This is a genomic window from Streptococcus sp. SN-1, assembly GCF_041154385.1.
GTDB lineage: Bacteria > Bacillota > Bacilli > Lactobacillales > Streptococcaceae > Streptococcus > Streptococcus mitis_CT.
Genome location: NZ_AP028929.1, coordinates 1,979,869 through 1,996,941 on the forward strand (window position 1 = coordinate 1,979,869; position 17,073 = coordinate 1,996,941).

General features: G+C 36.2%; 17 protein-coding genes. 6 read left to right on the forward strand and 11 right to left on the reverse strand.

The annotated features are described in order from the left end of the window. Positions 1-111: 111 nt before the first annotated feature. Together ACAM22_RS09240 and rgg are read right to left on the reverse strand one after the other, a co-directional pair. Entirely contained in the window at positions 112-1,359 is a 1,248-nt protein-coding gene (locus ACAM22_RS09240) for a transporter (protein ID WP_369606731.1), read from the reverse strand. A 304-nt stretch (positions 1,360-1,663) separates the two neighbouring features. Beyond that, positions 1,664-2,515: a quorum-sensing system transcriptional regulator Rgg gene (gene rgg, locus ACAM22_RS09245; RefSeq protein ID WP_261072813.1), complete on the reverse strand. Its 852-nt coding sequence runs from the start codon at positions 2,513-2,515 to the stop codon at positions 1,664-1,666. Between the two features lie 123 nt (positions 2,516-2,638). Here rgg and ACAM22_RS09250 point away from each other — a divergent pair, with 123 nt between their 5' ends. Beyond that, entirely contained in the window at positions 2,639-2,980 is a 342-nt protein-coding gene (locus ACAM22_RS09250; protein ID WP_261072815.1) for a metal-sulfur cluster assembly factor, read from the forward strand. A gap of 211 nt (positions 2,981-3,191) precedes the next feature. Here the strand turns inward: ACAM22_RS09250 and ilvD are convergent, their stop codons facing one another. The 6 genes from ilvD to ACAM22_RS09280 all read right to left on the reverse strand — a co-directional run bounded on the left by ilvD (position 3,192) and on the right by ACAM22_RS09280 (position 10,593). After that, positions 3,192-4,895, reverse strand: coding sequence for a dihydroxy-acid dehydratase (gene ilvD, locus ACAM22_RS09255; RefSeq protein WP_000137346.1), 1,704 nt, complete (start codon positions 4,893-4,895; stop codon positions 3,192-3,194). A 230-nt stretch (positions 4,896-5,125) separates the two neighbouring features. After that, positions 5,126-6,058: a transketolase family protein gene (locus ACAM22_RS09260; RefSeq protein ID WP_261031786.1), complete on the reverse strand. Its 933-nt coding sequence runs from the start codon at positions 6,056-6,058 to the stop codon at positions 5,126-5,128. Next, on the reverse strand, positions 6,052-6,912 hold the full coding sequence (locus tag ACAM22_RS09265) for a transketolase (protein ID WP_261031787.1): 861 nt from the start codon (positions 6,910-6,912) through the stop codon (positions 6,052-6,054). The genes ACAM22_RS09260 and ACAM22_RS09265 overlap by 7 nt, the downstream gene beginning before the upstream one ends. A 3-nt stretch (positions 6,913-6,915) precedes the next feature. Next, complete coding sequence (locus ACAM22_RS09270; RefSeq protein ID WP_261031788.1) at positions 6,916-8,262, reverse strand: PTS ascorbate transporter subunit IIC; 1,347 nt, start codon at positions 8,260-8,262, stop codon at positions 6,916-6,918. A 12-nt stretch (positions 8,263-8,274) separates the two neighbouring features. Further along, complete coding sequence (locus ACAM22_RS09275) at positions 8,275-8,559, reverse strand: PTS sugar transporter subunit IIB (RefSeq protein ID WP_000912476.1); 285 nt, start codon at positions 8,557-8,559, stop codon at positions 8,275-8,277. Positions 8,560-8,562: 3 nt separating this feature from the next. After that, positions 8,563-10,593 (reverse strand): BglG family transcription antiterminator, encoded by a 2,031-nt coding sequence (locus tag ACAM22_RS09280; protein WP_261031789.1) that lies wholly within the window; start codon positions 10,591-10,593, stop codon positions 8,563-8,565. 326 nt (positions 10,594-10,919) lie between these two features. Here ACAM22_RS09280 and ACAM22_RS09285 point away from each other — a divergent pair, with 326 nt between their 5' ends. From ACAM22_RS09285 to rpmG, 4 genes are all read left to right on the forward strand, one after another. Beyond that, positions 10,920-11,060, forward strand: coding sequence for a hypothetical protein (locus ACAM22_RS09285; protein ID WP_198429497.1), 141 nt, complete (start codon positions 10,920-10,922; stop codon positions 11,058-11,060). Positions 11,061-11,062: 2 nt separating this feature from the next. Beyond that, positions 11,063-11,263: a PTS ascorbate transporter subunit IIC gene (locus ACAM22_RS09290; RefSeq protein WP_000796544.1), complete on the forward strand. Its 201-nt coding sequence runs from the start codon at positions 11,063-11,065 to the stop codon at positions 11,261-11,263. A 151-nt stretch (positions 11,264-11,414) separates the two neighbouring features. Further along, positions 11,415-11,597 (forward strand): 50S ribosomal protein L32, encoded by a 183-nt coding sequence (rpmF, locus tag ACAM22_RS09295; RefSeq protein WP_000290417.1) that lies wholly within the window; start codon positions 11,415-11,417, stop codon positions 11,595-11,597. A 15-nt stretch (positions 11,598-11,612) separates the two neighbouring features. Continuing rightward, on the forward strand, positions 11,613-11,762 hold the full coding sequence (gene rpmG / locus ACAM22_RS09300; RefSeq protein ID WP_001265622.1) for a 50S ribosomal protein L33: 150 nt from the start codon (positions 11,613-11,615) through the stop codon (positions 11,760-11,762). 354 nt (positions 11,763-12,116) lie between these two features. Here the strand turns inward: rpmG and ACAM22_RS09305 are convergent, their stop codons facing one another. After that, on the reverse strand, positions 12,117-12,740 hold the full coding sequence (locus tag ACAM22_RS09305) for a hypothetical protein (protein WP_369606732.1): 624 nt from the start codon (positions 12,738-12,740) through the stop codon (positions 12,117-12,119). 82 nt (positions 12,741-12,822) lie between these two features. Beyond that, positions 12,823-15,429: an SEC10/PgrA surface exclusion domain-containing protein gene (locus tag ACAM22_RS09310; RefSeq protein ID WP_369606733.1), complete on the reverse strand. Its 2,607-nt coding sequence runs from the start codon at positions 15,427-15,429 to the stop codon at positions 12,823-12,825. A 171-nt stretch (positions 15,430-15,600) separates the two neighbouring features. Between ACAM22_RS09310 and ACAM22_RS09315 the strand changes: the two genes are divergently transcribed. Then, positions 15,601-15,939, forward strand: a complete 339-nt coding sequence (locus tag ACAM22_RS09315; RefSeq protein WP_049513271.1) for a helix-turn-helix domain-containing protein — start codon at positions 15,601-15,603, stop codon at positions 15,937-15,939. Positions 15,940-15,963: 24 nt separating this feature from the next. On the opposite strand, the gene ACAM22_RS09320 is transcribed toward ACAM22_RS09315, so the two are convergent. Continuing rightward, complete coding sequence (locus ACAM22_RS09320) at positions 15,964-17,040, reverse strand: hypothetical protein (protein ID WP_369606734.1); 1,077 nt, start codon at positions 17,038-17,040, stop codon at positions 15,964-15,966. Positions 17,041-17,073: the final 33 nt, after the last annotated feature.

A 17,073-nucleotide genomic window follows, 5' to 3' on the forward strand; every position in this document is an offset into this window, starting at 1 on the left:
AGGATTTATACTCAATGAAAATCAAAGAGCAAACTAGGAAACTAGCCGCAGGCTGTACTTGAGTACGGCAAGGCGACGTTGACATGGTTTGAATTTGATTTTCGAAGAGTATTAGATATCATTTTTGAGATTAAGGATTGTCAAAAGAATAGCCAGGAAGGAAAGACCAACAAATAGCATCCAAGTCAACTGTATATTCCATACAGCTACAAGTGAAAAACAGGCTGTTCCCACAGGTATGGATAAGGTAAACAAGAGACCTAAAAAATTACTGGTACGAGCTAAAACCTCTGGAGCTAGATTTTTCATGAGCATGGCACTAATCTTTGGTTGAACTTTACCAGACACATATAGAGTTGAAAAGAGAAATAGCAAACCAAGTACGACTTGATTGAATAAATTAGCCAGACCAATTAGACTGAGTCCTACGGTAACCCACATCATCAATCTAGGCAAGGACTGTTTCCCAAAATAATCATTTCCCGTAAGACTACTGATGATGACTGCTAACAAAGCACCGAATTGACTGATAAATAGTGCCTCTGTGTAAGAAAAATTCAAGAGAGAATGGCTCAAAAAGAAGATATTATAAATTCCACCCAAAGCGCCACCCAAGGCATTGATAAGCAAGACAGCAAAGAGCATAAAACCAAAGTTTTTCTGTCCACCTTTAAGAAAAACGAGACGTAAATTTCTATAAATCGTTAGAAATTGATCTTTGATAGAAAGCTTCTCATTTTTATGTAATTCACCATCAGCAGATGACATTGACAGTCTCAATTTGCTTTTTCCTAAAAAGAGAACAGAGGCTGATACGAGGAAGAAACAGGCATTGATTCCCGCAACGAGAGAAAAATTGTTGACTGATAGACCTAAGAGCCAGACCCCGAAAGCTTGACCACCAATAGCTGAAATATAGGTGATGAACTGTGAAAAAGAATAAGCCTCCATCAGATCATCTTCAGCTACTTTTTCCTTAATAAGAGGCATGCGCAAACCACCGGCAAAATCACTGATGACATCACTAATGACATTGATCAAACACAGAGTAGAAAAGGCAAATAGAGTAGCTTGCTGAACAACTAGGGCTGCCAGAAAAAATAAAACCGCCTGAAACAAACCGCTATAGACCATCCATTTGACCTTGTCCCTCGTATAATCTGCTCGAATCCCTACAAAAACTGTAAAGAGAGTAGGAAGAAGCATGACAATATTCGCCATAGCAACAGCAAAGGAGGCTTGTGGCAAGGTCGATGCATAGACGATAAATACCAGGTTAAAAATTGAAGCACCAAAAGCATTGAAGAAGCGTGACAAAGTCAAGAGTCGATAAGCTTGATTTCTAAACAATAGTTTCATAGGTAATCTCCCTTCTTGTTCAAATACTCAATGAAAATCAAAGAGCAAACTAGGAAGCTAGCCGAAGGCTGTACTTGAGTACGGCAAGGTGAAGCTGACGTGGTTTGAATTTGATTTTCGAAGAGTATAAGTTCTATATGAAGTATGACTACAGTATAGCACTTAGAAATTTTAGAGGAAAACTTTTGAATATATGCAACAAAAAAATGAGTAAAAAGAAACGATAGAATTTCTCCAGTGACACGAGAGAGCCCAACAGTTCTATCGCTTCAAATTTCAAATTTTTTTCTTGGTTTGCAGATATTCAACAATCGGTCGTTTTTCTATAGTATTCGGCAGATTTGTTACAGCCAAGCATCTCAAAAATACGGACAGCATCCTCCATCTTTTTCTGGCCTTCCTTGACTCTACCTTGCTTGCTATCAAGGAGACCTTCCGCCCACAAATAGACAATTCGGAAATAGGTTTCATTTTCATTGTAGAAATGCTCTTCGATAACACGTTTAAAATAAGAGGCATTGGTAAATTCTTCACACTCAATGCTGGCTAAAAAACCATTCAATAGCATAGTGTGAAAAAGGTTTCGATTGCCAGACATTTCCATTAGAAAATCAGATTTTCGTACCATCTCTCTAACATACCTAGTGAAAAGAGAAACAGATAGAAATGGTGAACTGACTGAAAATAAATTGAGTTCATAGATTCCCCAGATTTCGGTAGAAAACAAATAATCATGAAGGACTTTCCCCTCCTCTGCCGTTAACTCTACCCTTTCGTCCATGCTCTTCATGTAAGACTTGATAAGAATGGCATTTAGGATATGTTTCTGTTTATTTTGAGAATGGGCATGCTTTTGATACTCCCTGCGATACAAGTCCTCAAGCGGAGCTATATTCTTTGGATCCAAGACAGCTATGATTTCTTTTCTCAACTCAGAATCTGTATCATACTGAAAACCTCTCGCCAGAAAGAGAATTTCCTCTACACTAGCAGATATATTTTCTAGGGCAAATAAAAACTTTTCCACCGAAAGCTCACTCTGACCTGTTTCAAAGCGAGATAACATAGACGGCGAAAATTGTCCCCCAGTTGCTTGTCTCAGCGAGATATTTCTTGACTCTCGTAATTGTCTAAAGACTTTTCCAATCTGCTCCATAGGCTTCCCCTTGATTCAGTATTTTCTTCATTTTATCATATTTTTCAGAAAATTCATCAAAAACTTGCCAAATTGTCAGAATTATGAGAAAATAGAGGATATTTATCACGTGGAGGGACTGTAATGAGAGAGGATATCAAAATCAATGACAGTGCTTTGGCCTTGCAAGACCAAATTATCGAAAAACTAGAGAAGGTTTTTGATACAGATGTGGAATTGGATGTTTACAATCTAGGACTGATTTATGAAATCAATCTGGATGAGACAGGTCTCTGCAAGATTGTCATGACCTTCACCGACACTGCCTGTGATTGTGCCGAAAGCCTGCCTATCGAAATCGTGGCAGGTCTGAAACAAATCGAGGGTATCGAAGATGTCAAGGTTGAAGTTACCTGGTCGCCTGCTTGGAAAATCACACGAATCAGTCGCTACGGCCGCATTGCCCTTGGACTGCCACCTCGTTAAGCAGATCAATAACTTTTAAAGATGAAAAAAAGCAAGCCGAAGTTGGCTTGCTTTTTGATACTCAATGAAAATCAAAGAACAAACTAGGAAACTAGCCGCAGGTTGCTCAAAGCACTGCTTTGAGGTTGTAAATAGAACTGACGAAGTCAGTAACATATATACAGCAAGGCGACGTTGACGTGGTTTGAAGAGATTTTCAAAGAGTATGAGTTTATTTTTTACCTGACTTGTCCATATTCCAGAAGTCTGTCACGGCTCCGCGTGAAGCAGATGATACGATATGAGCGTATTTACCGAGGACACCACGACTGTAAAGTGGTGGCAAGGTTGTTTCTGCCTTACGTTTTTCAAGTTCTTCTTCAGATACGGCCATGGAAATTTCTTTGGTATCTTGGTCAACCGTAACGATATCACCTGTACGAAGGTAGGCAATTGGTCCACCATCCTGAGCTTCAGGGGCGATATGTCCAACAACCAGACCATAAGTACCACCAGAGAAACGACCATCTGTCAAGAGGGCAACCTTGTCTCCTTGACCTTTACCAACAATCATTGATGAAAGTGACAGCATCTCAGGCATACCAGGACCACCCTTAGGCCCAACGAAACGAACAACAACTACATCGCCATCAACGATTTCATCTGTCAGAACAGCCTGAATCGCATCTTCTTCTGAGTCAAAGACCTTAGCTGGTCCAACGTGACGACGCACTTTAACACCTGATACCTTGGCAACAGCACCGTCAGGGGCAAGGTTCCCGTTCAAGATGATAAGCGGACCATCTGCACGTTTTGGATTTTCAAGTGGCATAATGACTTTTTGACCCGGTGTGAGGTCTGCAAAGTCAGCCAAGTTCTCAGCGACAGTCTTACCAGTACATGTGATGCGGTCTCCATGAAGGAATCCATTTGCCAAGAGATATCTCATAACCGCAGGCACACCACCGACTTCGTAGAGGTCTTGGAAGACATACTGACCAGATGGTTTCAAATCGGCCAAGTGAGGCACACGCTCTTGAATCGTATTGAAGTCCTCAAGTGACAAGTCAACATTGGCAGCATGGGCAATGGCAAGCAAGTGAAGAGTGGCATTGGTAGAACCACCGAGAGCCATCGTCACAGTGATGGCATCTTCAAAGGCTTCACGAGTCAAGATATCTGACGGTTTGAGACCAAGCTCCAGCATCTTAACAACAGCACGTCCTGCTGCTTCGATGTCTTCTTTCTTATCAGCTGATTCAGCTGGGTGAGAGGAAGACCCTGGCAAACTCATACCGAGAACTTCGATAGCAGTCGCCATGGTATTAGCTGTGTACATACCACCACAGCCACCAGGGCCAGGGCAGGCATTACATTCAAGACGTTTCACATCCTCAGCCGTCATGTCACCGTGATTCCATTTTCCGATACCTTCAAAAACAGAAACCAAGTCGATGTCTTTGCCATCAAGATTTCCCGGTGCAATGGTTCCACCATAGGCGAAAATAGCCGGAATATCCATATTGGCAATAGCAATCATGGATCCAGGCATGTTCTTGTCACAGCCACCGATAGCGACGAAGGCATCCACGTTGTGGCCACCCATAGCTGCCTCGATTGAGTCCGCAATGATGTCACGAGATGTCAAAGAAAAACGCATACCAGGCGTTCCCATGGCAATCCCGTCCGCTACAGTGATAGTCCCAAACTGCACAGGCCAAGCACCTGCCGATTTAACACCTTCTTTGGCCAATTTCCCGAAATCATGCAAGTGAATGTTACACGGTGTATTTTCCGCCCAAGTCGAAATCACTCCCACAATCGGTGTTTCAAAGTCCTTATCTGTCATACCAGTCGCACGAAGCATAGCACGGTTTGGCGATTTTACCATGCTGTCATAAATGCTACTGCGGTGACGTTTATCTAATTCAGTCATTTGTTCCCTCCCATTTCAGTTTTTACTATTATAGCACATTTTAAAAGCAATGAACAGAAGAAAATTCTTGAATTTTCAGAAAATTCTATACACATATAAACATTTTAAATTAAAAACAACAAAGCGGATCAGGGCACTTTCTGATTACCAGAATATGCTTTTAATCCGCTCGCTTTAAATAACGTAATGTAATTTTTACAGAAGTTCTTTCAGATAAGTGTATTTAACATCTATCTTGCATTATAAAACGCTAAAACTTTCTCTTTTATATTCGATTCACTCAAACCATACTCATTAAGAAGATAATCCATTTTCCCTACTTGACCGAATCTTTCTTGAACACCCATCCGATGAATTTTTGTTATTCCATCATCAGAGAATAATTCACATAAAGCACTACCAATTCCACCTATCTGATTGTGGTTTTCTACAGTAAATATAGTCTTTCCGCTTAACATTGTTTTTATCTGTTCTGGTATCGGTTTGATTCTAAATAAATCTATCACACCTACTGAATAACCTAATTTAGACAGTTCATCCGCAACTCGAATACTTGGAGCAACCATTATACCAGAAGCAACGATTACAACATCTTCACCGTGTCTTAACTCAATGTAGCCTTTAGAAAAATCTTCTCCACCTTGATACACAGCCTCTGGAGCTTTTCTAATTGTTCGAATATATTTTAGTCCTTTTAAGTCTAATGTCTGGTTCAAGATTTCATGAAATTGGATATCATCAGTTGCTTCGAAAATAATTGATTTAGGAATTAAACGTAACAATCCAATTTCTTCAAATGGCATATGTGTCCCACCATTCATCTCTGCAGTTACTCCTGCATCTGATCCAATCACAGTGGCATCCAATTGTGCGTACCCAAGAGAAATAAATAATTGATCAAAGACTCTTCGTGAGGCAAAAGGGCCAAATGTATGAAGATAAGGTCTAAACCCCTGAATAGACAACCCTGCTGCAAGCCCGACCATTTCTGCTTCCATAATTCCAACATTCACATAACGGTCTGCAAAGTCCTTTTCAAGATTATTAGTAGCCATCGAACTTGACAAATCTGCTTCTAAAACTACTATGTCAGAATAACTTTGATTAGCCTCTAGAAGGAAATCTCTATATACATGCCGTAATTCTTTCGTACTTCTTACCATTCTGTTTCCTCCAATTCCTGACTTAATCTTTCTACAACTGAAGTTAACATTTGTCTCTCCTCTACAGTAGGGCGAAGATGATGATTGGATTTCATTTCTTCCAGCTCTCGAACCCCTTGACCTTTAATAGTATCTAATACAATACACTTAGGTGATGGATTATTTGACTGTTTTAATTGGACAATCCCTTCATAAATTTCTCTAATGTCTGAACCATTGACTCTAATGGATTCAAATCCAAATGCTGAGAATTTTTCCACAAAATCACCTGGATTACAAATATCCTTTGTAAAACCATCTAATTGTTTTTTGTTATCGTCAACAAATACAATTAAATTGGATAACTGTTGATGAGAAGCAAACTGTATAGCCTCCCAACATTGTCCCTCATTTAACTCACCATCTCCAACAATAGCATAAGTATAAAAGGGACTCTTTCTTATTCTCTGACCATATGCAAGTCCGGTTGCAACACTAATTCCCTGTCCTAAAGAGCCAGTTGTCATATCTATGCCCGGCGTTAGATTTCTATCAGGATGAGACGGTAATTTGGTTCCATTTGTATTTAAAGAATGTAAGAATTCTTTGTCAAAGAAACCATTCAAATAGAGTGTGCTGTACAAAGCTGGTCCAGCATGTCCCTTGGATAAAACAAAATAATCTCTATCTCGTGACGCAAATATTTCTGGAGTCATCGGCATTATTTCACCATAAAGCACTGCTAAAACTTCTACTATAGACAGACTCCCTCCATAATGGCCGAATCCAAGATGATTCAATGTTCTAAGAGTATTTAATCGGATTTTTGTTGCAAATTTTCTTAACTCATCTTCTCTATTTTCACTTAAAATCATCCCTTATTCCTCCTTTGCAGATGGCTTTTTAATAAAGGATACTCCAAACATAACTGCTAGAATAAGAACAAGACCAATAACAATGCCTGCTTGTGAGCCAAATTGATTCAACATTCCTAAAATAATTCCTGATAGACCAAAATCTGCATCTGAGAAAGTTGACCCTTGGAAACCAAGTCCTCCCAAAACTGGCATTAAAAAGACTGGAAGAAAACTAATTAAAATACCTTGTAAAAATGCTCCAATAGTGGCTCCACGAACACCACCAGATGCATTCCCAATGACACCTGCAGTCGCTCCACAGAAGAAATGAGGCACAACGCCTGGTAAGATGACAACCGTTCCTGAAGCAATCATAATTGCCATACTTACTAAACCACCAACAAAACTAGAGATAAATCCAATTAGGACTGCATTAGGTGCATAAGTATAAACAATCGGACAATCCAAAGCAGGTTTTGAATTAGGTACAAGACGCTCTGAAATACCTTTAAAGGCTGGAACAATTTCACCCAAAATAAGGCGAACACCTGCTAAAATAACAAATACACCTGCTGCAAATTGACCTGCTAATTGTAAAGCATAAACTAGACCACTTGTACCACTACTGATTTCTTTTTCTATATACTCTGACCCTGCAAAGATAGCTACAATAATGTAAATAATTGCCATGGATAAAGTAATGCTAACAGTACTATCACGTAAAAAAGCTAAACTCTTTGGAAATTTAATGTCCTCTGTTGATTTTGATTTGTCACCGATAAGGCTACCAGTGAAACCACTCAACCAATATCCCAAAGAACTGAAATGGCCTAAAGCCACCTTGTCATTTCCAGTTAATTGAACCATATATTTTTGTACAAATGCTGGAGAAATACTCATAATAATACCGAGTGCTAATCCTCCTAGTAAGATAAGAGGCAAACTAGTAAAGCCAGCAACTGATAAAATGACCGCAATCATACACGCCATATATAGAGTGTGGTGCCCTGTTAAAAAGATATATTTGAATCGAGTAAAACGAGCAATTAAGATATTGAATACCATACCTGCAAACATAATCATTGCAGTAGCTGAGCCATATGTTGTTAAAGCTACAGCTACAATTGCTTCATTATTCGGTACAACTCCAGATAAATGAAAAGCATGTTCAAACATGGTACCAAATGGATTCAAAGAATTTTGTACAATTCCTGCACCACCAGATACAACTAAGAAACCAACAAAAGTCTTAATTCCACCTTTAATAATATCAGGTAATTTCTTCTTCTGAAGAACTAATCCTAAGATTGCAATTAAAGCTACTAAAATAGCTGGTGTACTAACAATATCCAATATGAACTTCATCATGACGCTAGCCTCCTAAATAAGTCCTTTTTCTTCACAAAGTTTAGTAATTAATTCTCGTAGTTCATCCATATCAATAATACTATTTAAGATACGAACATCTCCAAGATGACTAGCTGAATCAGCTAAATCACGACCAACAATCCAAATATCAGCTGCATTTGGATCTGCTCCACCTAAATCATAGTGTTCAACTTCTACATCTGAAACATTCAAATCACTCAATACAGATTCAATATTCATCTGTACCATAAAACTTGAACCTAATCCTGAACCACAAGCTGTACCAATTTTTAACATTATCTAATCCTCCTGTTTAATTATCATTTCAATGTCATCATAGTTTTTTGATGATATTAAAGTTTGAACATGATTTTTATCTCTTAAAATTGTTGTTAAATGTGACAAAGCCTTTAAATGACTCTCATTATCAATGGCTGCAATACAAATCAACAATCTTACCTCTTGTTCTGGATTATCCAATAAATAAATCGGTTCTTCCAAAACTAACATTGACATTCCTATTTCATTCACACCTTCATCTGGCCGAGCGTGAGGAATTGCTACTCCCTTCCCTAAATTAATAAAAGGCCCAAACTCTTCTACTTTTTGAATCATTGCCTCAGGGTAGTTCTCAGTTATCTTATGTTGATCCAAAAGCGGTTTAGCTGCTAAACGAATTGCCTCCTTCCATCCTAATTTTTCCGAACTAACCTGATAAGTTTCTTTTGTAATTAATTCTTCTAACAATGGTAACACTTCCTTTCTGTTCATTTCTTGATAGAGATACCTCTTTAATGCTAATTTTAACTCTAATTCTTGTGTGATTATACTATATCGTCTTACTATACTAATTATCTGATTAAGCTCAATATCTCGATAGCCTGTATCTGGGAAATCTTTTGATACCAATTCAACTAACTGTGTTGTTTGTTCTTCCGTCATCATAACAGAAACTAGATAATTTGGCTTCTCTGTATCCACCTTTATAGTAGAAAAAACCATATCATAGTCACTACTAGTTTTCGCATATAAATCATCAATCTTTGAGGTTCCTATAAACTCAATCTGAGGGAATAATGCTAATAGATTCTCTTTTATCATCAATGAAGAACTAATTCCATTAGGACAGATAATTGCTGCTTTATAACATTTTTGAGGCAAATTGTCTGCTTTCTTTAAATATCCTCCAAAATGGATAACAAAATATGCTGTTTCACTATCAGGTATGGGCTTGTCAATAGCGTCCATCAAGGGAGTCAAAGAATCTTTTACTAGTTCAAATAAATCAGGATAATGTTCTTTAACATGCAACACATATTCATTTGAACTAGGTAAGCCGAACTTTAATCTATAGTAAGCCGGTATAAGGTGGCGACGAAGATTTTCTCTCAATACTTCTCTTTGTTTAAAATGTAACAAAGAAATATCTTCCATTCTACTTATAATAGCCTCGGTTAATTGATTAAAGTAAACCGGAGCAACATCTACTTCACCTTCAAAGCAACTTGATAATAAAACTGTGATATAGCGATAATCATCCTCTGAAAATACCGTATCTATAATTCCCAAATCAACTACTGTATCCAATAAAATAGTCGTTATATCTTGAATAATAGGAGATACTAGTGTCTCTGAAAGACATACTCTTTCAACATCTCTTTGATACCTACATATAATGAATACTAAACCGAAAAGGCAAACTTTTAATTGATTAACAATAGGTACTATCTGTAGCTTTTCATAATAATCTTTAACTACCTGATCAATCAAATCATAAGTTAATGAATACCCCCAACTGGATAAAACATAATCCAACCCCCAAATCCCTATGGAGGATTCCAGCAACTCACTAACCATTTGAAAAGCTAAACGGTGCTTATTCCACTCTGAACCGTGTAAAGTATAACCTTTTGCTCTACTGTACCCTAGCTCCAAATCATTATCTAACATAATCTTTCTTAATGATTGAATATCCGATAAGGTTGTATTCTTACTTACTTTCAAAAAGTCTTGGTAATGATTATTCGATATAAAATCTAATCGGCAAAAAGTGTAAAGATAGATTAATGCTAAGCGAGTCGACTTTGGTAAAACCAATTCATCCGACTTAATAATATCTGTCAAAGACTGCTTCGTACGATTTGATAAACTATAGCGACCTTGTTTTTTATCCAGCACTATCCCTTTATTAGCTAGATAAGGCACTAAATAATCTATTCCTTCTTTGACTTCCTTTATAGGTAAGCTCACCTTAACAGATAATTCATATAATGATAGCTCACAATGATCCATCAAAGTCATCAAAATAACTAGTGCTCTATAATCAAACATTTCTCTTCCTTTCTAACTACAATTATAGTGTAAAAGTTATAAGAATAAAAGAGTATTTCAGCACAATATAATCTCACTTCCTACAAGTAATTATTGGGCTGAAACTTTTTAGTGATTATTTGTCAACTTTCTATTGACTTTTGATGAGTCTGGGACAAAAAGATTTTGGTTTTAGGAATTCTTTATTATAAATTTTTAAAATCGATAGGTTAGACAAAAAAGCGAACAAGACAGAATTCTGAGTGTCAGATAACTTGTTTTGTTCGCTTTTTATATTTAAGGTTAGACTTTTGTCCCAGACTCATCAATTAATAGGAATGGTTGAAATGGCACTAAAACGTCTCAATGAAGGGGAATTGGTAGAGCTTGATGAAGAACGAAAAGCTGCCATGGTTTCAAATCTCCTAGTCGTTCTCTGTGGCAATCATGATGCACAACCAATTGTCAACACAGGAAGTCTTTACTAAAGATGGCTGAAGCTAAAAAAAAGCAGATCCCCCTTCGACTCTCAACAAAGTTATACGCTGCACTCGCATCATGGGCAGAAGACGACTTTCGTTCAGTCAATGGACAAATAGAATATCTCCTCACAGAATGTGTCAAGCAACGGAAGAAAGACGGGAAATACGTATCAGAAACCATTGATGAACCATTTGAGATTGATATTTAAGACCTTCTCCTGTCTGCTAGGTCGGACAGGAGAATTTTTTCATCTTTTTTTGTCAAGTAACTTTACTTTACAAAAAAAATGTGTTATCCTAGTATGGTTGATGAAAATCAGTAGATTGAATCGAATATAAATACCTAAAGGAGAAATCAAAATGGCAGTACCTGCACGTCGCACTTCAAAAGCGAAGAAAAACAAACGTCGTACACACTACAAAGTAACAGCTCCATCTGTAAACTTTGACGAAACTACTGGAGATTACTCACGTTCTCACCGTGTATCACTTAAAGGATACTACAAAGGACGTAAAATCGCTAAAGCTGCATCAGCTGAATAATAGAAGGGAGATACCATGCGCGTAAATATTACACTTGAACACAAAGAATCTGGTGAACGCTTGTACCTTACTTCTAAAAACAAACGTAACACTCCAGACCGTCTTCAATTGAAGAAATACTCACCAAAACTTCGCAAACACGTTGTGTTCACCGAGGTGAAATAGGGATTCACTACACGTCAATAGATGTGAGAGCCCTTGATTTTAAGCGATTCTTGAAATTTTAAATTTCACTACATTGCAATAAAAATCAACCGAATCACTACCTTTTTCACTACCTTTTTTGAAATAAGAATACTGATTCGGACAATTAAAAAGCAAAAGGAACTCCATTATAAGATGGGTTCCTTTTCTTTATATATTTCAAATAATGCCTCTACACTATTTGTATCAGATATACCAAGACATCGATACAATCTAAAATATAGTCATTCTCAAAACTAGTTTAAATAGCGCAGTCTTTTCAACTAATTTTGTGAATCCAAAAAATCTTCCTATTTAATAAGAAGATTTTTTTAATTATTCTATAATTGTATAATCTCCACTATCTAATAAGTCTATTACTTTTTGAACAAACTGAGTTGAAAGTAAATCTACTATATCAGCTCCATGGGTTTTAAAATTCTCATCTATTTCTTTGATTTCTAATTGAGTATTTTTTTCTGCCCTTTTTTCTGTAATTGGGGAATGAAAACTATATTCACCAATTTCATAATACAAGAAATAAAAATATTCTTTCTCACCTAAGCTATAATCAAAAAAATCAACTTCCCTATTTCTATCGTAGTCATAGTAACTATTTTCCCAAGTTATTTCATTTCTTTTTTCATTATATAGTTTTGCAAAATTTTTTTGATAACTATAGACACGTTGTGTTTTCTCCCCTACATACTGTTTATGAATTAATTTTGGTCTGAAGTTTAATAATAAATCTTCTTTCATACTATAGTATTTTTGTTTCTGTTCTTTTGCATTTTCAATATTATTTTCTTTGTATTTGTAGAATCCAGCTTGCTTATAATCTTCTATTTTATCTCGATAGTTTTTTGCTCTTTTATTAACAGAATATATACATTCTGCAATAATTTTATTTGTTATTTCTTTATTCTTAATTAAATCACTATATTTTTTAGGAGTTCTCATTTTTTAATCCTCACATTATTAATTTCTTCTAATATATTTTAACAAAAATCTTCCTATATGAATAAGAAGATTTTTTATTATTCTAATTTTTTCTATGTACTGTTACAAGTCCAAATACTCCAAAAATAGCACCTAGAAGCATCATGATAATACTTGAGTTTTCGCCAGTGTTTGGTAATGATTTCGCACGCTCAACACGTGAATAAGTCGGTTTCTTGTTTTCTGTAGATTTAACGGCTGGCGCTGAGTATGTTTCTGAATTTGCTTTCCCACCATCAATAGATCTCTTCAATTCGTCTACATTTGCTTCAGGCAACGCTTCAGCAGTTGGAGCTACATTTGGAACAGCTACGATTATTCCGTTTGGAAGAGTTTTGATAACACTATCTTTAGCGTCTTCTTTAGCAACTTCAGCAAGGTTCAATTCTGGAAGATTTTGAGCAGTAGGTGCTACTTTTGGTACAGCGATTACTGTTCCATCAGGTAATTTGGCAACAACGTTTTCTTGAGCTTTTTCTGCAAGGTCAACGAGTTTATCGTATTCTGCTTGCAAATCAGCCAACTTAGCTTTTTCTGTACGTTGTGCAGACAATAATTCTTCAAGAGCAGTTTGTGCAGTCTTGAGTTCAGCTTTTGCTGTTTCAAGTTTAGCTTCAGCTTTTGCTTTCATATCTTGAGCAGTTGCTAGTTTAGCAGGTGCGTCCAAATATTCTTGCAATTGTTCAGCCAATTTCTTAGCTTCTTTAACAAGAGCATCTTTTTCTGCAATCAATTTGTCACTTTGTGCTTTCAAACTGTTGATTTTATCTTCTTGAGTTTGTAGTTTAGCTGAAGCATCTGCAAGAGCTTGTGACGCAGATTTTTGAACAGCTTGAGCTTCTTTAAGAGCGTCTTGAGCTTTTTCAAGAGCAACTTTCTTGTCAGTTAGACTTGCTGAGAAGTTAGCGACTGCTTCACTTGCTTTAGCTTCACGAGTTTTAGCATTGTCAAGAGCAATTTCTGCCAAACGTAGGTTGTTTTCAGCAACTTGGGCTTGAAGTGGTGTAGCCATTGCGTCAGCAAGGACTTTTTCAGCTTCAGTTTTCAAGCTGAGTGCGCTTGCGTAATCAGTTGAAGCTTTTGTCAAAGCACGTTTAGCATTTTCTGATGCAGTTTCAGCTTGAGCAAGGTTTGATTTAGCTGTTTCAACAGATTTTTCAAGAGATGCTGTGTCGTTTGTTTCTTCAATTTTTGAACCAGCATATACACCATATACGTTAATGCTGTAAAGTTCACCATCGATGATACCAAATGATGCTCCAAGGTGTGAAATTGCTTTTTGAATATTGCTTGAGTGTCCCCATTTTGATGGAGCGTCAGCGAAAGCTTGTGACATTACAATATTGTAGATTTCTTGCTTAACTTTGTACATAGTCAATGATGTTCCATGTTTAGCAAAAGCAATAGGTCCACCGTTTTCACCGAAGTAATCACCAGGTAAATGTCCATGAGTTAGGATATCTTTGTTTCTATCGATGTATTTATCCATTTGGTTTTGAGCTGCTTTCATTGAACCAGTGTTCAATTCAAGCTCAGATAAACCAAGATTTTTACGAATAGCATTTACAACTTTCAAGTTATAAAGTGCAAGTTCTTGTTTTTGTTCGTCTGTGATGTTATTGAAATCAACAATTTTGTTTTTATCATCTTCACTAATTTTTGTTGAAGAATTTTCAATAACAGTGGCACCAGAGTCAGTCATGAAGTCTGAGTCGCCTTCGGCTTTATCTTTCTTGAATTGAGTCAAGTCTGCGATTGTGACAGTATCAACACCAGTATTTGCTAATTTATCTTGAGCAGATTTTAGTTCAGCTTGAGCTGATTGCAATTTGCTTTCAACTGAGTCAGCATGTTCTGTAGCGCTCGCAAGTTTATCTTTAGCCAATTTGACAGCGTCATTTTTAGTATTTACGTCTGTTTCAGCTGATTTGATAGCTTGGGCGCGGTTCGCATCTGCTTTAGATGCGTTTTCTTTTGCAGTTTGAGCATCTGCGACTGATTTAGTTGCTTCTTTGACATCTGCTTGAGCTTGTTTTAAGTCTTTTTCAGCAGAAGCAAGTCCAGTACCGTCAAGGGCAGATTGTGCGCTTGCAACGGCTTGTTCAGCTGTTTTGACGTCTTTAGCTGTTTCTGCAACTTTAGCATTTGCAGTTGCAACTTTAGCTTGTTCAGCTGAAAGAGCTTCTTTTTCTTTTGCAAGATCAGCATTTGTAGCTTCAGTTGCTTTTTGGTTAGCAGTCTGAGCTTCAAGGTTCTTAGCTTGAGCATCTTTGACTTCAGCAACTTTTTCAGGTGTTGCTTGATTAGCAACAACTTCAGCGTCTTTGACAGCTTGAGTTGCGTTAGCTACTTCTTTTTCAGCAGATGCTTGAGCAGTTTCTTTTGCTTTTACATTAGCTTCAGCAGTGGCTACTTTAGCGTCAGCTTCTTTCACAACAGCTTTCTGTGCGTCAAGAGCAGGTTTTACTGTAGCAGGTGCTTCAACAGCACTTTTCTCAAGTGGTTTCACTTGTGGTTTCGCAACAGCGGTAGTAGTAGTATTTGACTCAACAGGTTTAGCAGGTGCAGTTGCTTCCTGAGCAAATGCAGGCGCACTAATTGACGCAATCGCGATAGCTGTTGAAGTTGTGAGGGGTTTCAGTTTCTTCATCATTTTCTCCTTTGATGGCTGATAAAATGAGCTAATTTTTATAGTTTTACTACACTATTTTATCATTATATAGTGTAATATTCAACACTTATATAGTATACAAGTGTAATTTGTACTACTTATTATTTATAATTTTTATCTTTAAAATAATATTAGGTAAAGGTAAAAACTATGAATCAAAACAACTTACAAACATTTATTGCAAAAAGAATTAGATATTTGCGACTAACCAAAGGACTTAGCCAAGAAAAACTTTCTGAACTGGCTGGTTTGGGTTCTAAACATATACATAATATTGAAAATGAAAAATATAATTTTCAAATACAAACATTAAATAAAATACTTATAGCTCTTGAAGTAGATGAAAAAACATTTTTTAATTTCGAGTTTCCAGAAAAAAGCAAAGAAATTGAAAATATCATCAATCAACTTGAACAGATACCAGAACCACAAAAAACAGATATAATTGATGCAATAGCAACCCTATTAAACAACATAAACAACCGCTAAGAATGAAATCTTAACGGTTGTTTTTTACATATCTAATTTTTTCAAATCTGCTGCCATTTGTTCAGTAGATATCATAGTTTCTTCTATCTTCTCTTCTGATTCTTTAAAATATTTTTCATCAAATTGAACAACATTAAATCCATATTTGAATAAATTTTTGTTGTTCTTTCGATAGCCTAAGCGTTCATCTTGTTTTCTTTGAAGCTTATCTAAACCATTTACAAATTTTGAAACTTGTTCAACTATCATTCTTTGTTCTTCCTCTAAATAATGTTCTAATACTTCCCCATCTTCTAGTACTAGTTCATTCAAGGAGTTCTTTTGTATAGTGCTTGCTCTATATTCTCTATAATCCGCATTCAAAAATAAATTTGAAGTCTGATAAACCTGAAGCCCTAGCGAATCTTCTGTTTGTTTGTTATCAAAAATAACATCTTCATACACTCGTTCCGCAAAATCAATTATTCTATTATCTAATTTTTTCAAATAATATTTTTTTTCAATAAAGAATTCTTTAAATAGTCTGTAAAATTTTTCTTCTACTTCATTTTGATAAAGTCTTGAAATAACTTTAAATAAATTCTTATCAAAAATATCAAATGCAACAATACCATCAGATAGGTCTGCTTCGATTTCTTTTTTAGCTAATTCACTTGAAAACAAGACAGACTCTTTCAAAGCTTCAAGCATATTCGATTTCAATTGTTGCTCTCTAATTGTTTTAAAATCAGATGAGCTAATAGATTCAAAAACTATTAAATAGAAAAGACTTGGAAGCAATTTCTTCCAGTTTTCTTCATGCCCCCAAAGCAATTCTGAAACAGTTAAATTCATATTCTTAGCAAGCAACTCTAAAACATATTCAGACAAATGAGTTCGACTATCTTTCATTAATCGACTCATTTTTTCTTTAGCCGTGTCCTTGTTTCCGCTATAGTAAGCACCACTATTACTTAATTCGCCAAACCTTTCATCATGTAAAAACATATACCAATAATATTTTTTCCCTTTCTCTAACTGTTCAGCTTTAAAATTTTTAATCTTCTCAGGTACTGTATCAATTGTTGCACGTTTTAAAAATTCTATAGTATGTCTATACATTTAGTTACCTACTTTCATTTTTGTTATAGTTAG